Source organism: Kribbella sp. NBC_00889 (assembly GCF_045207705.1).
Classification (GTDB): domain Bacteria; phylum Actinomycetota; class Actinomycetes; order Propionibacteriales; family Kribbellaceae; genus Kribbella.
This window is the reverse complement of record NZ_CP108783.1, coordinates 3157901-3177432: the sequence shown is the minus strand read 5'-3', so window position 1 is coordinate 3177432 and position 19532 is coordinate 3157901. Positions and strand designations below refer to the sequence as shown.

17 protein-coding genes and 2 pseudogenes are annotated in these 19532 nt (G+C 69.5%); 10 read left to right on the top strand and 9 right to left on the bottom strand.

Translation table 11 applies throughout. The features are described 5' to 3' along the window. Nucleotides 1–28: 28 nt before the first annotated feature. Together OG817_RS15395 and OG817_RS15390 are read right to left on the bottom strand one after the other, a co-directional pair. Nucleotides 29–1117 (bottom strand): Gfo/Idh/MocA family protein, encoded by a 1089-nt coding sequence (locus OG817_RS15395; protein WP_406055249.1) that lies wholly within the window; start codon nt 1115–1117, stop codon nt 29–31. Between the two features lie 7 nt (nt 1118–1124). Then, nucleotides 1125–4943, bottom strand: coding sequence for a discoidin domain-containing protein (locus OG817_RS15390; RefSeq protein WP_406055247.1), 3819 nt, complete (start codon nt 4941–4943; stop codon nt 1125–1127). A 68-nt stretch (nt 4944–5011) separates the two neighbouring features. Here OG817_RS15390 and OG817_RS15385 point away from each other — a divergent pair. The 5 genes and pseudogenes from OG817_RS15385 to OG817_RS15365 all read left to right on the top strand — a co-directional run. Then, nucleotides 5012–5302, top strand: a pseudogene (locus OG817_RS15385) (helix-turn-helix domain-containing protein); the annotation flags it as partial. A 109-nt stretch (nt 5303–5411) separates the two neighbouring features. Next, nucleotides 5412–5729, top strand: coding sequence for a hypothetical protein (locus OG817_RS15380; protein ID WP_406055245.1), 318 nt, complete (start codon nt 5412–5414; stop codon nt 5727–5729). Beyond that, on the top strand, nt 5726–6001 hold the full coding sequence (locus OG817_RS15375; protein ID WP_406057449.1) for an alcohol dehydrogenase catalytic domain-containing protein: 276 nt from the start codon (nt 5726–5728) through the stop codon (nt 5999–6001). Before OG817_RS15380 ends, OG817_RS15375 begins: the two co-directional genes overlap by 4 nt. Before the next feature lie 307 nt (nt 6002–6308). Then, nucleotides 6309–6461: pseudogene (locus tag OG817_RS15370) on the top strand (hypothetical protein); the annotation flags it as partial. A gap of 17 nt (nt 6462–6478) precedes the next feature. After that, nucleotides 6479–6697 carry a zinc-binding dehydrogenase gene (locus OG817_RS15365; RefSeq protein WP_406055243.1) on the top strand — a complete coding sequence of 73 codons (219 nt, stop codon included), beginning with the start codon at nt 6479–6481 and terminating at the stop codon, nt 6695–6697. Here the strand turns inward: OG817_RS15365 and OG817_RS15360 are convergent. Continuing rightward, entirely contained in the window at nt 6687–8054 is a 1368-nt protein-coding gene (locus OG817_RS15360) for an MDR family MFS transporter (RefSeq protein WP_406055241.1), read from the bottom strand. The genes OG817_RS15365 and OG817_RS15360 overlap by 11 nt on opposite strands. A gap of 94 nt (nt 8055–8148) precedes the next feature. Here OG817_RS15360 and OG817_RS15355 point away from each other — a divergent pair, with 94 nt between their 5' ends. After that, complete coding sequence (locus OG817_RS15355) at nt 8149–8709, top strand: TetR/AcrR family transcriptional regulator (RefSeq protein WP_406055239.1); 561 nt, start codon at nt 8149–8151, stop codon at nt 8707–8709. Here the strand turns inward: OG817_RS15355 and OG817_RS15350 are convergent. Next, nucleotides 8702–9520 (bottom strand): NAD(P)H-binding protein, encoded by an 819-nt coding sequence (locus tag OG817_RS15350; protein ID WP_406055237.1) that lies wholly within the window; start codon nt 9518–9520, stop codon nt 8702–8704. The genes OG817_RS15355 and OG817_RS15350 overlap by 8 nt on opposite strands. Before the next feature lie 89 nt (nt 9521–9609). Between OG817_RS15350 and OG817_RS15345 the strand changes: the two genes are divergently transcribed. Further along, nucleotides 9610–9993, top strand: coding sequence for a helix-turn-helix domain-containing protein (locus OG817_RS15345; RefSeq protein ID WP_360448800.1), 384 nt, complete (start codon nt 9610–9612; stop codon nt 9991–9993). 317 nt (nt 9994–10310) lie between these two features. On the opposite strand, the gene OG817_RS15340 is transcribed toward OG817_RS15345, so the two are convergent. The 3 genes from OG817_RS15340 to pepN form a co-directional block, all read right to left on the bottom strand. Further along, a complete protein-coding gene (locus tag OG817_RS15340) occupies nt 10311–10724 on the bottom strand; it encodes a hypothetical protein (protein ID WP_406055235.1) in 414 nt (137 codons plus the stop codon). Nucleotides 10725–10927: 203 nt separating this feature from the next. Then, entirely contained in the window at nt 10928–12301 is a 1374-nt protein-coding gene (gene sepH, locus OG817_RS15335; RefSeq protein ID WP_406055233.1) for a septation protein SepH, read from the bottom strand. Between the two features lie 188 nt (nt 12302–12489). After that, nucleotides 12490–14946, bottom strand: a complete 2457-nt coding sequence (gene pepN, locus OG817_RS15330) for an aminopeptidase N (protein WP_406055231.1) — start codon at nt 14944–14946, stop codon at nt 12490–12492. A 34-nt stretch (nt 14947–14980) separates the two neighbouring features. On the opposite strand from pepN, the gene OG817_RS15325 reads away from it, so the two are divergent. From OG817_RS15325 to OG817_RS15315, 3 genes are all read left to right on the top strand, one after another. Further along, complete coding sequence (locus tag OG817_RS15325) at nt 14981–15925, top strand: aldo/keto reductase (RefSeq protein ID WP_406055229.1); 945 nt, start codon at nt 14981–14983, stop codon at nt 15923–15925. After that, nucleotides 15925–16683, top strand: a complete 759-nt coding sequence (locus OG817_RS15320) for a YaaA family protein (RefSeq protein WP_406055227.1) — start codon at nt 15925–15927, stop codon at nt 16681–16683. The genes OG817_RS15325 and OG817_RS15320 overlap by 1 nt, the downstream gene beginning before the upstream one ends. 112 nt (nt 16684–16795) lie before the next feature. Beyond that, nucleotides 16796–17425, top strand: coding sequence for an HNH endonuclease family protein (locus tag OG817_RS15315; RefSeq protein ID WP_406055225.1), 630 nt, complete (start codon nt 16796–16798; stop codon nt 17423–17425). 1 nt (nt 17426) lies between these two features. On the opposite strand, the gene OG817_RS15310 is transcribed toward OG817_RS15315, so the two are convergent. Further along, on the bottom strand, nt 17427–18374 hold the full coding sequence (locus OG817_RS15310) for a transcriptional regulator TrmB (protein ID WP_406055223.1): 948 nt from the start codon (nt 18372–18374) through the stop codon (nt 17427–17429). A 190-nt stretch (nt 18375–18564) separates the two neighbouring features. Then, a complete protein-coding gene (locus tag OG817_RS15305) occupies nt 18565–19524 on the bottom strand; it encodes a DUF389 domain-containing protein (protein WP_396390767.1) in 960 nt (319 codons plus the stop codon). Between the last annotated feature and the right edge of the window lie 8 nt (nt 19525–19532).

The following is a 19532-nucleotide window of genomic DNA, read 5'->3' as shown; positions in this document are numbered from 1 at the left end:
GGTGAAACAACCCGCTATCGACGGCCGGTCAGTTGGGTGCGAGGCGGATGCCTCGGGAGACCTCGACGTCGTCGTAGCGGCCTTCGAGGACGTCGAGGAACTTGACCGGCCGTTGCAAGGTCGACGCGATGTAGACCGCACGGACCGTGGCGAGTGCCTCGATACCGTCCTGGACCGTGAGCCCGGGCTGTCCGCCCTCCGCGATCGCCGTCAGGATGTCGTCGTACTGCGCCTCGTGGCCGCCGGGCGGACCGGCGTCCACGGGCGCCTCGTCCTTGACGCCGTCGACGTTCAGGCGCCGCAGCAGGTCGTCCTCCACCTCGGCGCCACCCTCGGTGCCGTGCACCGACACCCGTGTGCGGCCACCGGGGAAGGCCGCGGTCGTCGCGTGCAGGGTGCCGACGGCACCGGACTCGAAGGTCAGCGTCGCGACCAAGGTGTCCTCGACCTCGATCGCGTGGTGCGTCGACCGCACCGCCTGCGCCTGGATCTGCACCGGCCGGCCCATGAACCACAGCATCAGGTCGACCGTGTGCACACCCTGGTTCATCAGCGCGCCGCCACCGTCCTGGGCCCACGTCCCACGCCAGTCCGCGGAGTCGTAGTACTCGTCGCTGCGCCACCAGGCAACCGTCGCGACGCAGGACGTGAGCTGACCGAACCGGCCGGAGTCGATCGCCTCCTTGACCACGACGCTGCCCGCATCGAAGCGGTGCTGGCTGATCACCGACACGACCACACCCTGGCTCGCCGCCCGGGCGGCCGCCGCGCCGAAGCGGCGGGCCCTGGCCGGGTCGACGTCGAGCGGCTTCTCGACCACGACGTGCTTCTTGTCGTTCAGCGCCTGCTCGGCCAGGTCGGCGTGCGTACCGCTCGGTGTACAGATCGCGACCAGCGAGACCTCCGATCCGCTGAGTGCCGCAGGCAGGTCGTCGTACACCTTGGGCTCCGGCTGGCCCGCCTCCTTCAGCCGGGCCGCCAGCGCCTCCCGGGCACCGGCGTCGACGTCGACGACGGCGGTCACGGTCGCGTCGGGCCGTGCCGCGATGGTGTCCGCGTGGGTGCGGCCGATGATGCCGCAGCCCACGATCGCGACCTGATGTTGTGCGTCAGCCATCTCGCTCCTACTCGGCCTGGAAATTCGCGGTCAGTACCTGGTCCGTGGCGACGCTGATGGTGTACGACGCATCGGTCGAGACCACGACGCCGTCGACGGTCCAGTTCTGGAAAACGCTATCCGATGTCGGCGCCGCAGTCACTGTGACCTGCGCGCCGACCTCGTAGGTGCCCGGTTCGGACTCGTTTCCGGCGATCGCCGCGGTGCCCGGACCACTGGCCTGGACCTTGATGCTGCGCTGGACGACGTTGATCACCATCACGTTGCGTAGCGTGGCCGGCCCCGACAGGGTGGCGCCGTTGTAGCGGGCCAGGTTGGTGGCCTCGACGTCGCCGCTCACCACCTTGACGGTGTGACCGTCGGTGCCGAGGTTGTCGGTGCCCAGGTTGAACGCGTCCACCTGACCGCTGTTCACCACGAGCCCGTTGTGGAAGCCGTACGCGAACACGTTCAGCAGCGTCAGGCCGCGGGCGCCGTCGACGGTGACGATCTTGGCGGTCTTGCGCATGTACTTGTCGATGACGAGTTCGAAGATGCTGCCCTCGTTCATCCAGTACGGCTGCTGGTAGCCGACCCGGGTGACCGCGTTCCCGTTCGACAGCACGCCCTCGATCCGGCCGTTGTCGCCGGGGCCGATCGCGATCGCGTGGTCGAAGAACGCCCCGGCGACCTTGCGGACGACGACGTCGTCACCACTGAGGTCGATCCCGTTCCAGGCGTTCGGGAAGCCGGCGTTGATCACGTAGTTCCCGCCGGAGTGACCGCGGATCGCGTACGGGTAGGGCACGACGCCTTCGGCCCTGCCGGGGTTGTTGTCGGGGTAGAAGACCCGCAGCCCACGCACACCCGCGCGGTTCTGCAACGTGATCAGCGCAGTCTCGGTGTCCTTCTCGAAGGCCTGCAGAACGGTCCCGCCGCTGGCGCCGCCCTGATCCCGGTTCGGTACTGCAGACGCTCCGCGCAACTCGACCTTCGCGGGGACTTGGAGGTGTGTGCTGATCCGGTACCACCCGGCGGGCAGGTAGACGATGCCGCCGCCGTTCCGCCCAGCCTGGTCGAGCACCTTCTGTACGGCGTTTGTCGCGTCGGCGGCCGGCAGATACCCGACCCCGTGCGGCGCGTCGACGACGTACAGGGACTGCTTCGGTTTTGGCAGTGGTTCCTGCGAGTACGTCGGCGCCGTGCCGGACATCCTGTGCACGATGCCGTCGACCGCGCCGGTGAGCGTGGTCCCGGTGACCTTCACGTAGCCGCGCGAGTTGTTCTGGATCGCGTGGTCACTGCCCTCGATCCTGCCTGCCGCGAGTGTCATGCCCCAGCGGTCGTCCATCACGTCGACCAGCACGCCGATGTCGGTACGGCGTACGTCCGGCTGGAGGAAACTGCCGGTGAACTGGGCCCGCTGACCGGCGACCACGTGGATGCCGACGTGGTAGTCGGTGAGCGAGATCCGGTGGAACTGGTCCCACTCGAGGTCGCCGAGGACGAGACCGGTGCCGTGGGCCCGCGTCCACGCGTCGAGTGCGGTCCGCGCCGGCGGGTGGTAGGCGGCCGGTGCGTCCGCCCAGAAGGAGTTGCTGAACGCAACGTTCTCCCAGGTGCCGACGTCGGCGCCGTTGTACGCACGGGCTCCCTCGAAGAGCGCGGTACCGCGGATGTTGCGGATCGTGCTGGACTCGTGCACCTGGCCGGAGCTCGGTGCGTTGCCGTGGTCGTTCGGCATCGTGCTGATGCCGATACCGCGGTACGAGTTGAGCATGGTGACGTCGGCGACGGTCGCCATCATGTAGTTCTCGTTGCCGATCCAGGCGCCGCCGGGGATCTCGAAGGTGTAGTTGTACGGGACCGGGTCGGTGGCGTTCTGGTTCGGGTAGTACGTGGTGACGCCGAGGACGCCGGCGCTGCCGCCGATCCGGAACAGGCTCGGCCCGTCGTTGCCGGAGGCAAGATCCGCGACGATCACCGTCCCGGTCCCGAGCTTCTCGCCGTGGTCTCCGCGGAGGGTGCAGAACGCGTGCACCTCGATGGTGTCGGTGACCTTGTACTTGCCGGCCGGTAGCCAGACGGTCCCGCCGCCCGCGTCCTGGCACGCGTAGATGGCCTGCTGGATCGCCTTGGTCGAATCGCTTCGGCCGGAGCGGTCGGCGCCGTACTGGGTGGCGTCGAAGTCGGCGATCACGCCGTCCTCGGTCGGGTTGGTCGTCTGCACGAGCCGCGGCTTCGGGGTGACGACCGGGCTCAGCCGGAGCTGGAGCTCCTTGACGGTGAACGAGTCCGCGCCGGTCATCGCGACCCGGACGTACCGGGCCGTGGTGGTCGCGAAGCGGGTCCGGCTGATCTGGTTGCCGCCGGGTGACCCGATGCGTCCGACGGCGGTGAACGTCCGGCCGTCGTTCGAGACCTGGACGGTGTAGTCGGGGGAGTACGCCTCGGCCCATTCGACCCGTACGTCGTTCACCGATCGCGGCTTGCCCAGGTCGAGTTGGAGCCACGAGTCGCCCTGGCCGCTGGTCCAGGCGGTGTCGTGATTACCGTCGTTGACGTTCGTGGCACCGGTGCCTCCGCTGGCGGACGCCGTACCACTGGCTGCGAAGTTGGTGTCGACAGCGGACGCCGTGAAGGCGTCCAGCTTCACCTGCAGCGTCTGCAGGGCTGCCTTCACCTGTACGTCGGTCACACCCGGAGTGGCTGCGATCGCGCGGGCGTCGTCGATCGCCGTCCGGAAGGTGGTGCGGCTGCCGGCTGGGAACTGACCGTCGCGGGTGCCTTCGCGGGCAGCCTTCTCGACCCTGGCGGCCTCGTCGATCAGGTCGAGCAGGCCCTCGGTGACATCGAGAGTGGTCGCGACCTTGGCGACACGGACGGTGGCGACCTTGAGGTCGACCGAGCCGTCTCCGTTGTGGATGCGGAAGTCGCCGCCGTTCGAGCGGTTCGTCATCACGGCGTCGGGGAGCGCGAACGTGTGCGTCTTCCAGGTCTTGGTGTCGCCGTACTGGACCACCTCGGAGTTCTTGAACTTCTCCGGGATCGTCTCGCCGGGGGAGTCGTAGTGCAGGCCGAACTGCCCGTTGCCCGCGTCGAAGTAGTCGACGCTGATCAGCACCAGGCTCTGGTTGTCGTACAGGTAGGTGTCGGCGACGTTCATGTAGAAGAAGTTCGTGCCCGGAGACGGCGCGGAGTGGTCGGTCTGCCAGTAGGGGCGGCCGTCCTGCACGCCGGTGATCAGGTTCTCCGTCCGGTCGCCGGCGCGAGGGCTGATGCCGGACTGGATCGGCGACGCCCCGAGCTGGACCGAGGCTCCCGCCGTACTGATCCGGAGGCTGGAGATGGTGATGTCGGCGCTGCCGAACAGGCGGACGTCGGCGTCGCCGAGGCGGTCGGTGAAGCCGATGCCGGTGAGCTCGAACGTGCCGGTCCGCCACTGACCCGTGTTGGTCAGCTGGACGTCGGTCGCGTCGGCCTGCGGGTTCGTGGCGGCGTCGTACTGGAGCTCGAGGGTGCCGGAGCCGCTGTCGAGATAGGTCACCGTCACCAGGACGTCGTCGGTGCCGATCTCGTCGACATAGTCGCGGTCGACATCGAACTCCAGGTAGCCGGTGCCGGCAGCCTGGTCGGTCTGCCAGTACGTGCGGCCCTGCTCGGTGCCGGTACGCAACCCGGCGGGATCGTCGCCGGCGGCGGGCTTCACGCCGAGCGTGGTCGGGGTCGGTCCGAGGTCGGCGCCGACGCCGCTCGGATACATGGTGGCGGCCTGAGCCGCCGGTACGGCGATGACGCTGGCGAGCAGCACGGCGGGAAGGACCCGCGCGAGCAGGCGTCTGGACATGCTGAAACCTCCAGGTGGCGGGCCGGAAGTACACGCGAGAGCAGCTGCGCGGATAAGTTAAACCAAGCGTGTTACTTATTCAAGAGCCCAGCATCCGGCTCCGGAAAGGGGCTTCCGGTAGCGTTGCGCGAGTGGGGACGGATCAGCGTGGAGGCGCGGCGCGCAGCCGCCGGCAGACCGAACTCCGTGAATACCTGCGCAGTCGCCGGGAACGGTTGAGCCCGTCACAGGTCGGACTGCCCGCGGCCGGGAACCGCCGTACGCCGGGCCTGCGCCGCGAGGAGGTCGCCGTCCTCGCCGGGGTCGGCGTGTCCTGGTACACCTGGCTGGAGCAGGGCCGCGACATCAAGGTCTCCGAAGAAGTCCTCGACTCGGTGGCTCGGGTGCTGCTGCTGGACGATGTCGAACGCGCCCATCTCTACCGCCTGGCCGGGCTGAACCCACCACCAGCGGGACGCAGCACCGACGGTGCCCGCCTCGCCCGAGATGCAGCGGCTGCTCGACGCCTGGTCGCCACGCCCCGCCTACATCCGCGACCGGCACTGGAACTTCACCGCCGTGAACGATGTCGCCCGCCGAGTCTTCGGGTACGGCGAGACCGACCACAACTGCCTGGTCTCGTACTTCACCAACGCGCGCTTCCGCGGACTGCACGAGCACTGGGACGAGGCGGCGCTGGACGTAGCCGCCGGCTTCCGGGCCGACGCGGCTCGCTATCCCGACGACCCGGAGTTCGACCGGATCGCAACCGACCTCGCGCCCCGGCTCGCAAGATCGTTGCCATGAGCGAGAACACGCAGATGACCGCAGTCACCATCCCCTCCTTCGGCCCAGCCGACGTACTGCGCCTGGCCACCGTCCCGATCCCGGTCCCGGCGACCGGACAGGTGGCGATCGACGTCGCCTACGCGGGTGCCAACTTCGCGGAGGTCCTGTACCGGCAGGGCGTCGTGGACGTCCCGCTGCCGTTCGTGCCCGGCATCGAGGTGTCCGGCCGGATCCGGGCTCTCGGCCCGGTGTCGAAGGCCTCTCGGTCGGGCAGCCGGTCGCGGCGCTGACGATTGTCGACAGCGGTGGGTACGCCGAGGTCGTCACGACCGCCGCCGAGCTCGTCGTACCGCTGGACGACTATGGACTCGGCCTGGAGCTCGCGGCCGCGTTGCCGTCGAACAGTACGACGGCGTTCCTGGTGCTTGACCGGGTGGCGCGGATCGAGCCGGGCGAGAGCGTGCTGGTGCACGCCGCCGCTGGTGGTGTGGGCAGCCAGCTCGGCCAGGCGGCCCGTCTGCTCGGGGCCGGTCGGATCGTCGGGACCGTCGTCGGCCGGAGAAGCTCGCGGCCGCCAAGGCGTTCGGCTACGACGAGGTGATCCTGCGCGATGACGTGGTCGATGCGGGTGAGTTCGACGTCGTCGTCGACATGGTCGGCGGTGCGAGTCGGCGGACGAGTCTGGATCGGTTGACGCCCATGGGACGCCTGGTCGTGATGGGTAATGCGTCCGGCGCCGACGATGTCGGCATATCGGCCAACGAGCTGTGGTTCACGAACAAGACGGTGTCCGGGTTCAACCTCGCCGCGTTCGCCGCCGCCAACCCGGCCGCGGCGCGGGGTTGCGGTGGGCCGTCGAAGCGGCCGCTCGCGGCCAACTCGAGGTCCGGACCGAGACCCTCTCCCTGCAAGAGGCCGCCGACGCGCATCGGCGGATCGAGTCCGGCGTCACCACCGGCAAGCTTCTGCTCCGGGTCACCGCCTGACAGCCGGCAGGAAGAGGGCAGGTACCGCGGCGACAGCGGTGAAGGCGATGGCCCACCAGAAGCTGGTCGCGTAGGCGGTCGACGTCGGGTGCCCGACGAGGTTGCTCTGCAGGACCACGGCCAACGTCGCGGCACCGAAGGCACCACCCAACTGCTGCATGATCCGGGTCGTGCTGCTTCCGTCCGGGATCTGCCGCGGCTCCAGATCGCGGAAGGCGCCGACCATCACCGACAAGCTGACGGCGCTCAGTCCGGCGCCGCGCACGACGAGCGCGACCGCCAGCAGCCAGTACGCCGTACCCGCGAAGGCGAACGGAATCGTTCCGGCGACGGTGAGGAGGATGCCCGCGAACACCACCGGTCGAGGGCCGAACCGGTCGGTGAGGCCGCCGGCGGTGCGGGCGAGGAGACTGCCGATGCCCTGGGGCACGAGCAGGAGTCCGGCGGCGACCACGCTCTCGCCGCGGGCTTGTTGGTAGAACAGCGGCAGCAGGAGCATCGCGCCGTACAGGGCGAAACCGGTCAGGAAGAGCAGGGTGGTCGATGCGGCGAACGATCGCGTTCGGAACAGGCCGAGGTCGATGAGCGGCTCATCGGTACGCCGGACCGCGAAGGCGATCAGGAGGACGATGCCCAGGCCGATCGGCAGCAGGACATCGGCGTGGCCGAAGCCGCCGTGGGTGCCGACCTGGGTGAGGCCGTAGATGATGCCGGCGAGCGCGGGGGAGACGAGCAGGAGCCCGGTCACGTCGAGCGCGGCCGCCGTCGGTTGCGGGTCCGGCTTCAGTACGCGGACGGCGAGGGCGATCGCGGCGAGGCAGATCGGCACGTTGACGTAGAAGATCCAGCGCCAGTCGAGGTGGGCGATCATCAGGCCGCCGATCACCGGGCCGAGGATCGGTCCGATCAGCGCGGGCAAGGTGACGACGGCCATCAGGCGGCCCATCCGCTCGCGTCCCGCCGCCCGGAACAGCAGGGTCTGCAGGATCGGGAGCATCAGCCCGCCGCCGAGGCCCTGGATCACCCGGAACGCGATCAACGACTCGATGTTCCACGCGACTCCGCACAGCATCGAGCCGGCCAGGAACAGAGCCAGCGCGACGATCCAGATCCGCTTGGCGCCGACCCGGTTGGCCGACCATCCGGTGATCGGGATCGCGGTCGCCAGCGACAGCAGGTACGCCGTACTGACCCACTGGACTGTGGACACGCCCGTGCGCAGTTCGGTGCCGAGGGTGTGGATCGCGACGTTGACGATCGTGCTGTCGAGCAGTGGTGCGAGCGCGCCGAGCACGAGGACGCCGGCGAGTGTCAGGACCGCGCGATCCAGGCGGTCGGGAGTGGTTGTGGTGGTCATCTGAGGATCCCCTTAGAGACGGTTCGTCTCTTACGAGTTTCAGAGTAGACTCGGCTCGTTAGGAGACGCAAGGTCTCTTGTTGGGAGTCGAGCAATGGAGCAGACGCAGCGCCGGCGGGGTGCCGAACTCGAGGCTGTGCTGCTCGACGCTGCGTGGGACGAGTTGCTGGAGTCCGGCTACGCAGGGTTGACGATGGAGAGGGTCGCGGCGCGGGCCCACACCGGCAAGCAGGTGCTGTACCGGCGATGGAGGAACCGGGCGGAGTTGGTGATCGCCGCGATGCGGTATCGCACCGGCTCGATCGTCGAGGACATCCCCGACACCGGGAGCCTGCGCGACGATGTGCTCGCCGTCCTGCAGCGGATGGCCGACCGGTTCGCCTCGCTCGGGCCTGACGTCGTCCATGGGCTGCTCGCCGAGGCGCCGGATCTGGATCCGGAGGTCTCCAGCCGGATGACCGGCGTGATGGCGACCATCGTGCGGCGGGCCGCGGCGCGCGGCGAGATCCCGACCGCGGACGTTCCCGGCCGGGTGCTCACCGCGCCCACCAATCTGCTGCGCCACGAGATGCTCTTCACCAGCGAACCGGTCGCCGCGTCGACGCTGACCTCGCTGGTCGACGACGTCTTCCTGCCGCTCGTGCGAGCTACCTGAAGGCCTCGACGTTGCGGATGGCCCAGTCCGCGAAGGTCCGTGCGGGTCGGCCGAGCACCTTCTCGACGTCCGGGCTGACCTCCTGCTCGTCAGCCGACGGCGAACCCAGGACGTCCAGTGTCGCGTCGACCACCGGCCTGGGCATGAAGCGCACCATCCGGTCCCGGGCCTCCGTGCGGGTCAGCTCGACGAATCGCACCGGCTCGTTCAGCGCGAGCGCGATCTCGTGAGCCTGCTGCCGCGGCGATATCGGAGCCGGCCCGGTGAGCGTGTAGACGTTGCTCGCGTGGGCCGGGTCCGTGAGCGCCACCGCGGCCACCTCGGCGATATCGGCCGGATCGATCGCGGGCAGCGCGACCTCGGCGAACGGCGCCTCCACCACTCGCTGAGCCCGGACCGCCGGCGCCCACTGCAGCGCGTTGGAATCGAAGTTGCCGGGCCGCAGCATCACCCAGTCGAGACCTGACCGGGTCAGCGCATCCTCGTGGTCGGACGGGTGCCGCTTGGTGCCGACGCCCTGTGAGGACAGGAGCACAACCCGCTCGACACCGGCAGCCCGGATCACAGTCATGACGTCGTTCAGGTTCCCGCCGGCCAGGAACTCGGCGCCGGTCAGGAGGAAGACCGCCTCGGCTCCGTCCAGGGCGGGCTCGAGGGTCTCCGGTCGGGTCAGATCGGCCCGGTGGTGTCGAACCCCCTCCGGCACCTCGGCGGTCCGCCGGGACACCGCCGTCACCTCTTCGCCCGCGGCGGCCAGCGCCTGGACGAGCGGCCGGCCGACGTTGCCGGTGGCTCCGGTGATCACGATCATGTTCGCTCCTCGTTCGGTTGACTGACGAGGACGCTACTTGCCGTGGAATAGTAGGTACCTAGAGGAAAGTATTGGCGGGAGGCGGGTTTGTGAGCGAGCGCACAGAGGTGGAGCCGGTGCAGGCGTGTCCGATCGCGCCGGTGGTCGATCTGGTCTTCAGCCGGTGGACGACGCCGATCCTGTGGACGCTGAACGAGTACGGGCGTCAGCGGTTCGTCGAGCTCGAGCGGCGGATCGGGGTGATCACGCCGAAGGTGCTCACCCAGCGGCTCCGTCAGCTCGAACGCGACGGGCTGGTGCAGCGCACGTACTACCCGGAGGTGCCGCCACGGGTCGAGTACGAGATCACCGACCTCGGCCGCAGCCTCGCCCCACTCTTCCACTCCCTCGCCGAATGGTCCCCGAACCTCGCGAAGGTCGAGGAGGCCCGCACGCACTACGACACCCACGAGCCGGCCCACCGCCGCCCCTGACCCGCACCGCGCCGCCTCCTGACCCAGCGGCCCGGCCGGCCCGATCGCCGCTCCCTCGGCCCGGCAATGCCCGGGGGTCGACGGGGCCGGGCGGCGGCAAGGTGATGGCCAGGACAATGTGCGGGTCATCGACCGGCGGTGTGCAGAGCGACAGGTAGTGCACCTGCGATACACCGTACATAGGATGCACGCGCGCTCAACCGCACTACCTGTCGGCCCGACACCTCCTGTCCATCTGCACGCCGCCACCTCAGCCGAAACCAACCCACCCATCAAACAGGAGGCCGGAAATCCCCTCGGATGGTGGTGGTAAAGGATCAGGCGACGCCGACCAGTTCGCGGGTGGGGGTCTGCAGTTGGTCGAGGAAGGTGAAGAAGTGGGTGGCGGCGTCGGGTAGGCGGAGGAGGCCGGCTTCGTGGTTCTGCCAGCCGAAGAGGAGTTCGCCGTCGAGGGTGTGCTCGTCGAGCGGTACGGCGTACCTGCTCAGAGTGACGCGGGCCGGGCCGGACTGCGGGTGGTGGTCGCCGCAACCGCACTCGGCGGCGATCGTGATCGCGGTGAGCGCGTCGGGGGAGAAGCGGCGCAGGCGGAGCGTCGTACCGCGTGCGGTGAACTTGGCGATCGTTGCGTCAGGCAACTGAACGAGCAGCTCGACCGGTACGGCGTGGGAGCCGGGCAGCAGCCGGAGGCCACGGGACGCGAGCAGGTCGGCGAGAGCCGGGAGATTCATGGGGAAAGATCCTGTGAGTGCTGGTGTCGGCGGGCGGGCCACGGAAAGGGGCAGGGCCTCGTGCGCCGGAGACGGCGCGCGTCAGCGACAACAGCAACAACACAGCAGGAACATGCCGAAGATCATGGCAGAGCTCCAAGACCCTGCCAAACAGGGTCCGCCATCTGGGACAACAGTCCGTGATGGGTCAGGCGACGGCGGGATCAGTCGGCTTTCTTGCCGAACATGATCTCGTCCCAGCTCGGGACGCTGGCGCGCTTGGCGTTGCGGCGGGCCGGCTTCTTCTTCGGCTCTGCCGGAGCTTCTTCGTTCGCCGCAGGCACGGCGTCGGCGTCGGCGTCGGCGGCGGCCGCGGGCGCCGCAGGCGGCTCGGTGGTGGCCGGCTGCTTGGGCGCGGGTGCCTCGATCGGAGACGGCGTCGGGTCGGCAGGTGCCGGAGTGGTCGGCGCAGAGCGGTGATCGGCCGGAGCGGGACGCTCCGCCGGAGCAGTCCGACCAGCCGGGCGCTCGGCAGGGCGGGACTCGGGTGCCTGGCGCACAGGAGCTGGGGGAGTGCGATCCGGAGTGGCGCGGCGTTCGGTGAACGGGTTCTCGCGCGCGGCAGCACGCTCCTCGGGCGGAGCCATCGAGGCAGCCTCGGCCGGGAGCTGAGTGGGACGCTCGACGGCACGCACGGCCGGACGCAGCGTCGGCGGCTGCTCGACCGGTACGTCGATCAGCGTCGGCTCCTCGTCCGGGTCCGGCACCGAGTGCACCCGGCGCGGACCACGCTCTGCGTCGCGCGTGGTGTGGCTGTCATGGCCGGCCTCCCGGGAAACCGGCTGGTTTCGCCGTGGCAGGCTGACGGTGTCCTCGAAGCCGGCCTCGTAGCTGTCGGCCCCGTGGTCGGGCGCGATGGACAGGTCGATGTCGGCCACCGCGCTCAGCCGGCGCTCGCCTGGCTGGTGCTCGGGCTGGACCGGCGGCGGCAGCACCTGCGCCTGCTCACCCACCAGCCACCGGGCCTCGTCGTCGTCGGGGACCGCGTACCGACCAGGAGCGTCGTACGCGAACATCGCGATCTTCTCTTCCTTCTGCTCCTCCGCGTCCTCGGCCGCGACGAAGTAGGAGACCCGGACCGCCCAGCGACCGTCGTCACGCCGCCAGGCATCCCAGTCGGCCGACGACGGGTCGACCTGGCGGGTGCGGAGCCGCTCGGTGACCCAGGCACCGAGGTTGCGGGTCGGGGCGTCGCCACCGCCACGGCGACGGACGGAGGCGCGCTGCGCGAGGCTCGCGATGTGGTCCCGCTCGGCCAGGACCGGACCGGCGAACGCCATCACGCGTTCCATCGGCATCTGGGCGACGGCCGCGACCGCCTCGGGACTTTCGCCGGCGCGGATACGAGCCTGGATGTCTCGTGGGCGCAGCGCGCTCTCCATTTGAATCTCCAGCTGGCCGAGTCGGGCACGGTCGCCGCGCAGGGCCGCACGCAACCGGTCGTCGACCGGAACGGCGAACTCCTCACCCGTCTCTGCCAGCGCCAGGATGAGCTGCATGCCATCCTGGCTCAGACCGACGAGCCTCGCCTCGCGCATTGCCTTTGTTCTCCTGTGCGGTTCTCGACAGTCTCTCCCGTGACGTGCTGCCTGACCAAGACCGGCGCGCCGTGCCGCCCGGTCATTGTGGAGGTTCTGTCACGAAATCACATCTTGCCTGCTCACAAGGGTCCTTGTGATCACACCAGTCACAGTAGTCACAACACGGTGTGACCGCGACTCAGTGCTCAGTCACCGAACGCCGAACGGACCGCCAGAGCGCGTTTGATGTCGTCGGCGTCGTCGCCGACAGCACGCTGGATTCCGGCCGCGACCGAATCGTCGGCCGCCAGTTCACCGGCCAGCCCGACCACCCGCTCGTCGATCGCGTACCGCGGGAACGACGTGTGCGCGCTGGTCCCGATGACCCAGCCGGAACGGAACTTGGCGGTGCCCCCGATCTCGGCGAAGAACCGGTCGACGTACGGCGCGGTGAGCTCGGCCTGCGCCGGGTGCCAGAAGCCCTTGCCGGCGGCGTACAGCTCGTAGTTCGCGACGTCGGCGTCGGCCATGATGATCGCCCAGGCCCGCTCCTTGGCCTCCGGCGTCGGCAGCGCGGCCCGGCACTCGGTGGCGTGCACGACACCCTCGGAGGTGTTGTCGCGGGCGAGCTCGGCGTCGATGTCGGCATCGCCGATCGCGCCGAGGCGGGCCAGCTGCAGCGTCACCATCCAGCGCAGCTCGGCGTCGACCGGGAGTCCTTCGGGTACGTCGCTGCCGCTCAGCCAGCCCTGCAGCAGGTCCACGTCGTCGGTCAGCTTGACCAGGCCGCGGGCCACCGCGAGCTGCAGGCTGCTGCCCGCCGGCGCGGACCGGAGCCGCTCGGCCAGTACGTCGGCCAGCCGGCCGCGGTACGGCTCGTAGGGCAGGTAGATCCCGAGCAGCCGGCTCTGCGCCCAGCCGACAATCGACGAGACCGCGATGTCGCTGGTCTCGCCGGGCAGCATGCTGAGCAGCACCTCGAAGCCGAGCTTCGGGTCGAGCTCGGCGTCCGCGACCGCGTCCCGGATGCTGTTCAGTACGACGGCCCTGGTCACCCCGCTCTCGATCTTCGGCAGCACCGTCGCGAGGTTCGCCAGGCTGTCCGCGTCGAGCCGGATCTTCGCCCAGGTGTCGTCGCCCGCGTCCGGGATCACCACCGCGACCGACGAGTCGAGCGGCACGTCCACCTCGTCCGCGTCCAGCAGTACGTCGACCGTGGTCGCGCGGCCGTCGGCGTCGTACCCACCGACGGTCAGCTTGTGCGGTCGTGTCGCCGGGTGTGCGACCGGCGCGACGCGGCGCAGCTTGATGCCGGTCTCGGTGCGGACGGCGCTGATCGTGTCGACGCCCGGGGTGCGGAGCCAGTTCTGCGCCCAGGTGTCGAGGTTGACGGCACCGGCCTCGGTCCACTTCGCGAGCAGGTCGGCGAACGTCGCGTTGGCGAACTCGTGCGCGACGATGTGCGCCTTGACGCCGGCCAGGAAGATGTCGTCACCGAGGTAGGCGGCGAGCTGCTTCAGCACTGCCGCGCCCTTGGCGTAGGAGATGCCGTCGAAGTCGTCGAGGGAGGCCTGCGCGTCCTTGACCGCGTCGGCCGCGACCGGGTGCGTCGACGAACGCTGGTCGGCCTGCAGACCCCACCACTTCCGGATGAAGGCGAAGTCGATCCAGTTGTCCTGGTAGTCGGTCGCGGCGGTCGACACCCGGTGCGCCATGTACTCGGCGAACGACTCGTTCAGCCACAGGTCGTTCCACCACTGCATCGTGACGGTGTCGCCGAACCACTGGTGCGCCATCTCGTGGACGATCGTCCGGGCCCGTTGGCCGCGCTCGGCGTCGGTCGCCGCGGACCGGAACACCATCGAGTCGCGGAACGTCACGCAACCCGGGTTCTCCATCGCGCCGGCGTTGAACTCCGGCACGAACGCCTGGTGGTACTCGCCGAACGGGTACCGGTAGCCGAACATCCGGTGGTACTCGTCGAAGGCCTGCTTGGTGACCCGGAAGATGTCCTCGGCCTCGCGGTCCAGCGCCTCCTTCAGCGACTGCCGCGACACCACGCTCAGCGCGATCCCGTCGTGGGAATCGGTCAGCTGGTGGTACGGCCCGGCCACGACGGTGACGAAGTACGTCGACAGCGGCAGCGTCTCGGTTAGCTCCCAGCGACCGGGGGAGACCTGGGTCGCGGCTCCGTTGCCCAGCACCAGCCACTCCGGCGGCGCGGTCACCTTCAGCCGGTACGGCGCCTTGAGATCGGGCTGGTCGAAGCACGCGAAGATGCGCGGCGCGGCGTCCAGGAACGACATCGCGTAGGTGTAGACGAGACCGTCGGCGGCGTCGACCGCGCGGTGCAGTCCCTCACCATCGTGGGAGTAGGCCATCGAGGCGGCGACGACGAGCACGTTGTCCGGCTGCAGGCCGGTGAGCTCGAGCCGTCCGTCGTTCAGCCCGGCGACGTCGACCGGTGCGCCGTTCAGCGTCACCGACAACAGCTCGTCGGGTTGCACGTCCAGCCACGTCGTCTGATCCGACGCGTTGAACCTGATGGTGGTGGTGGACCCGAACGTGCGCTCGCCCTGGGTGAGGTCGAGATCGACGACGTACGACTGGACGGAGAGTGCGGCGGCCCGAGTGCGGGCGCCGTCCACGGTGAGACTCGGCATGAGGGCCACTGTATGCCGTGATTAGGCTGAGCACATGAGTGAGATGGAGTACCGGCAACTGGGTGACTCGGGGCTGACTGTGAGCGTGGTCGGACTCGGCTGCAACAACTTCGGGCGGCGGCTGGATGCGACCCGTACAGACGTGGTGGTGAACGCCGCGGTGGACGCGGGCATCACCTTGTTCGACACCGCGGACGTCTACCAGGGCGAGCACGGGTTCAGTGAAGAGCTGCTCGGCAAAGCCCTCGGTGGCCGGCGCGACGAGGTGGTGATCGCGACCAAGTTCGGCGGCGACATGCACGGGGTGAACGGCCCGGACTGGGGTGCCCGCGCCTCCCGCCGGTACATCCGCAAGGCGGTCGAATCGAGCCTGCAACGGCTCGGCACCGACTGGATCGACCTCTACCAGCTGCACCTGCCGGACCAGGTCACTCCGATCGAGGAGACCCTTGCGGCGCTGTCCGAGCTCGTTGCCGAGGGCAAGGTTCGGTACATCGGCAGTTCCCAGTTCGCCGGCTGGCAGGTGGTGGACGCCGACTGGGCCGCCCGGACCGCCGGCCTCGAGCACTTCATCAGCGCCCAGAACCGGTACTCGCTGCTCGAGCGCGAGGTCGAGGACGAACTGGTGCCCGCGTGCGAGCACCTCGGCATCGGCGTACTGCCGTTCTTCCCGCTCTCCTCCGGCCTGCTCACCGGCAAGTACAAGCGCGGCGAAGAGGCACCCGCCGGGACGCGGCTGGCGACCCAGCCGGACCGTCTGGCCGGCGCCGACTTCGACAAGATCGAGGCACTGGAGACGTTCGCGGCCGAGCGCGACCTGACCATGATCGACGTCGCGATCGGCGGCCTCGCCGCCCAGCCCGCGGTCGCGTCGGTGATCGCGGGCGCCACCACACCGGAGCAGATCGCGCAGAACGTCGCGGCCGGGATGTGGGACCCCACCGCCGCCGACCTGGCCGCCCTGGACGAGCTCACCTGATGCTGATTCTGCTGCCGCCGTCCGAGGGCAAGACCGGGCGGTCCCGCGGTCGCGCCGTCGACTTCTCGACGCTCTCGTTCCCGGAGCTGAACCCCGTCCGCGAGCAGATCCTGGAGACGCTGGCGAAGGTGTCTGCGTCTTCCGACGCGTACGACGTTCTGGACGTCGGCGCCTCGCTGCAAGGTGAGGTCGACCGCAACACCCGCTGGCGCACCGAGCCCGCGGTTCCGGTGTCCGAGCTTTACTCCGGCGTCCTGTACGACGCTCTCGGCTACGCGAGCATGTCCGCGGGCACCAAGCGCCGCGCGGGCAGCCGCCTGCTCGTGGTGTCCGCGGCGTGGGGCGCGTTGCGGCCGGCCGACCGCGTACCGCCGTACCGGCTTTCGATGGGTACGACGCTGCCCGGTCATGGACCGCTGGCGTCGGTCTGGCGTGATCCGCTGGCGGCCGCGCTGTCGGAGAGCAGCGGTGTGATCGTCGACTGCCGCTCATCGACGTACGTCGCCGCGTGGCGCCCGAGCGGTGACCAGGCGGCCAAGTGGGTCACGGTCAACGTCGTCCGTGAACGCGACGGTGTCCGGACGGTCGTGTCGCACATGGCCAAGCACACCCGCGGCCTGGTCGCGCGGCACCTGCTCGAGTCCGGCAAGGACCCTGGAACCCCGAAGTCCCTGCACAAGCTGGTCAGCGAGCGCTGGAACGCCGAACTCGACCGCACCGGCCCCGGCTGGACACTCACCGTCGTCGAGCACGACTGACCGGACCGTTCACACGCCCTTCACCGGTGAGTGGTTTCTTACCGCCTGTGATCGGGGAAGGCTGAGGGCAGTACGTCAGGGGGAATCCGCCCCACCCTCGGAGGCCTGACCTATGCGACGTTCGATCACCGCTGTACTGACAGCAGTCGCCGCGACCGCGGCGTTCACCCTGAGCGCCGGACCAGCGCTCGCCTACCCACCGGACCCGCCGTCGGCCGGTACGGCGGCCACCCAGCTGGCGAGCCTCACCGTGAAGACGGAGGGCTCGACGAGCGGGTACAGCCGGGACCTGTTCCCACACTGGATCACCCAGTCCGGTAGCTGCGACACCCGTGAACAAGTGCTCAAGCGCGACGGCACCGGCGTCATCGTCGACAGCAGCTGCCAGCCGACCACCGGTCGCTGGTACAGCGTGTACGACGCCACCTACGTGAACGACTCCTCGGGCGTCGACATCGACCACATCGTCCCGCTCGCCGAAGCGTGGAAGTCCGGTGCGAACGGCTGGACCACCGCGCGTCGCCAGCAGTTCGCGAACGACCTGAGCATCGCGCAGCTGATCGCGGTGTCGGCGTCGAGCAACCGGTCCAAGGGCGACAAGGACCCGTCCGAGTGGAAGCCGACCAACGCCTCGGTGCACTGCATCTACGCCCGCGAGTGGATCTGGGTGAAGTACACCTACGGCCTCTCGCTGCAGTCGGCCGAGAAGACCGCGCTGCAGCAGATGCTCGCGGCCTGCTGACTCAGTCCTCGAGGAGATGGCGACGCTGGGCGTGGATTCCGGCCTGGAACCGGGTCCGCGCGCCTAGCGTCTCCATCAGCTCGGCCACCCGGCGGCCGACCGTGCGACTGCTCAGCCCGAGCTGCCGCGCGATCGCGTCGTCCTTGAGGCCCGCGCCGAGCAGCGTCATCAACCGTGCGTCGAGCGGGTCGGTCTTGACCACGGGCACTACCGGAACTGCCTGGTCCCACAACAGCGTGAACATCTCGACCAATGCGTCGAGCAATGCGCACGGATGGACGACGAGAGCGCTGTCGACCAGTTGGTCAACGTCCAGCGGCATCAAAGCGGCCCGGCGGTCGAACACGGCGAGCTTCATCGGCAGCTGCGGATGGACCCGCGAGGTCTCACCGGCGTCCGCCGCGCTGTAGGCCTGGTCGACACCGCCGGGACGATCGAGTGAGTCGGGGGAGTAGATGCCCCGGACAACCACACCGTCGCTGAGCAGCCTGTGTACCCGCGGCTCCGACTCCCCGGTCTTCGACGCGTACGGCGGCCGGTCGAGCACCAGCAACTCTTCGCGGGTCCCGTTGAGCAACTGCGCGAACCGGGCCGCGATCGCTTCCTGACCGACGATCACCTCGACCAGGTTCTCCGGCCGGTGCTGCTCTTGCGCTCGCAGCTCCGTCAGCAACACCCTTGCCTCAGCGCGAACCCGATCCAGCTCGGCACGACGTACGGCGACCAAGGCGTCGACGGCCACGTCGGGACGGGTCGGCAGCAGCCGCATCGGATGGTCCGACGTGGTGGTGAGCAGTCCGAGAGTCTCCAGCCGCTCGACGGTCGCGGCGACCTCGCGCTCGTCGCGGTCGAGGAGCTTGGCCAGCTCGGCGATCCCGCACCCGGACGCGGTCAGCAGGGCGCGGTACGCCTCCTCGTCGGGCGGATCGACCCCCACCGTCTCCAGCATCCGTCCCTCCCATCGCCCGGATCCCGGACAGGCTATCCCGTCTCCTGGACGCAGGTGGAATCGTTTTCCCGTTATTGGCGACTTCGCGCCATGTCCGGCATACGTCAGGCGATCCGCAGGTGCGAATCCACCCCGAGTGGGGTACGACTGTGTCTGCCGGGCGCGCGCGGATCGGACAGGGGACGTCCGGTCAAGCCTCAACGCGCGCGCCCGCCTGACCTCGCCCCTTCACCCGCAGATAGATTCGCCAGACCACGCGCTGCACGAGCAGGGTGACGACACCGGCCACCGTCATGCCGGCCAGATTGATGCCGAGCTGCGCTGCTGCGCCGCCGATGTGGCTCGGCACCCACAGCGCGAGCGACAGGGCCAGATCGCCGGCCGCCGGCACCGTGGTGACCGAGATGAAGACGCCGACCAGCGCGTTCGACCGTCCGGCGGTCTGTGAGAGCACCCCAGCACAGCCGGCCAGAACGGCGACGACCGCCGACCACTTGTCCGGCCGCCAGATGAACCCGGTCAGTGGACGGTCCGCAGTGACGGACCCGGCATCGATCCACCCGACGGCACGGGCCAGCAGGGCAGCCGCTGTCGCCAGTGCGATGGCCACCACGAATCCGAGCACCAGCAGACGCAGGGACCGCCAAGTCAGGGCCCGGTTGCGCATGGCCAGCCCGACGGCGAGGGCGGCGACGACTCCGAACTCGGGGCCGACGACCATCGCGCCGACGACCAGGATGGACGAATCGGTGACCACGGCAACCGACGCGATCATGGTCGCCAGGGTGAGGAAGGCGTAATAGACCCAGGAGCCGCTGGCCTCGTTGTAGGCCTGGTCGACGACCGCGTCCCAGATGACCGCGTCGTCCGGCGCACCGGGGGCGGCCTTCTCGGTCTCGCGAGCGTTCCGCGACGGCGCGGCGTCGACGTCGGCGACCGCCACCGAACCCTCGTCGTACAGGCCCTCAGCCTTGAGGAAGGCGAGGATGTCCGAGGTCGCCTCCCGGGTCACGTCGCACTCGAGCACGTCGCCGGCCGGTCGCTGCGCGGCGCCGGGCAGCCGGACCACGCTCGTCACCCGTGGATCGTCGACGAGCGCGTCCAGGACGCGGCCGGTGCGATCCGGTGGGACGATGAGACGAAGGTGCATCACGGGCC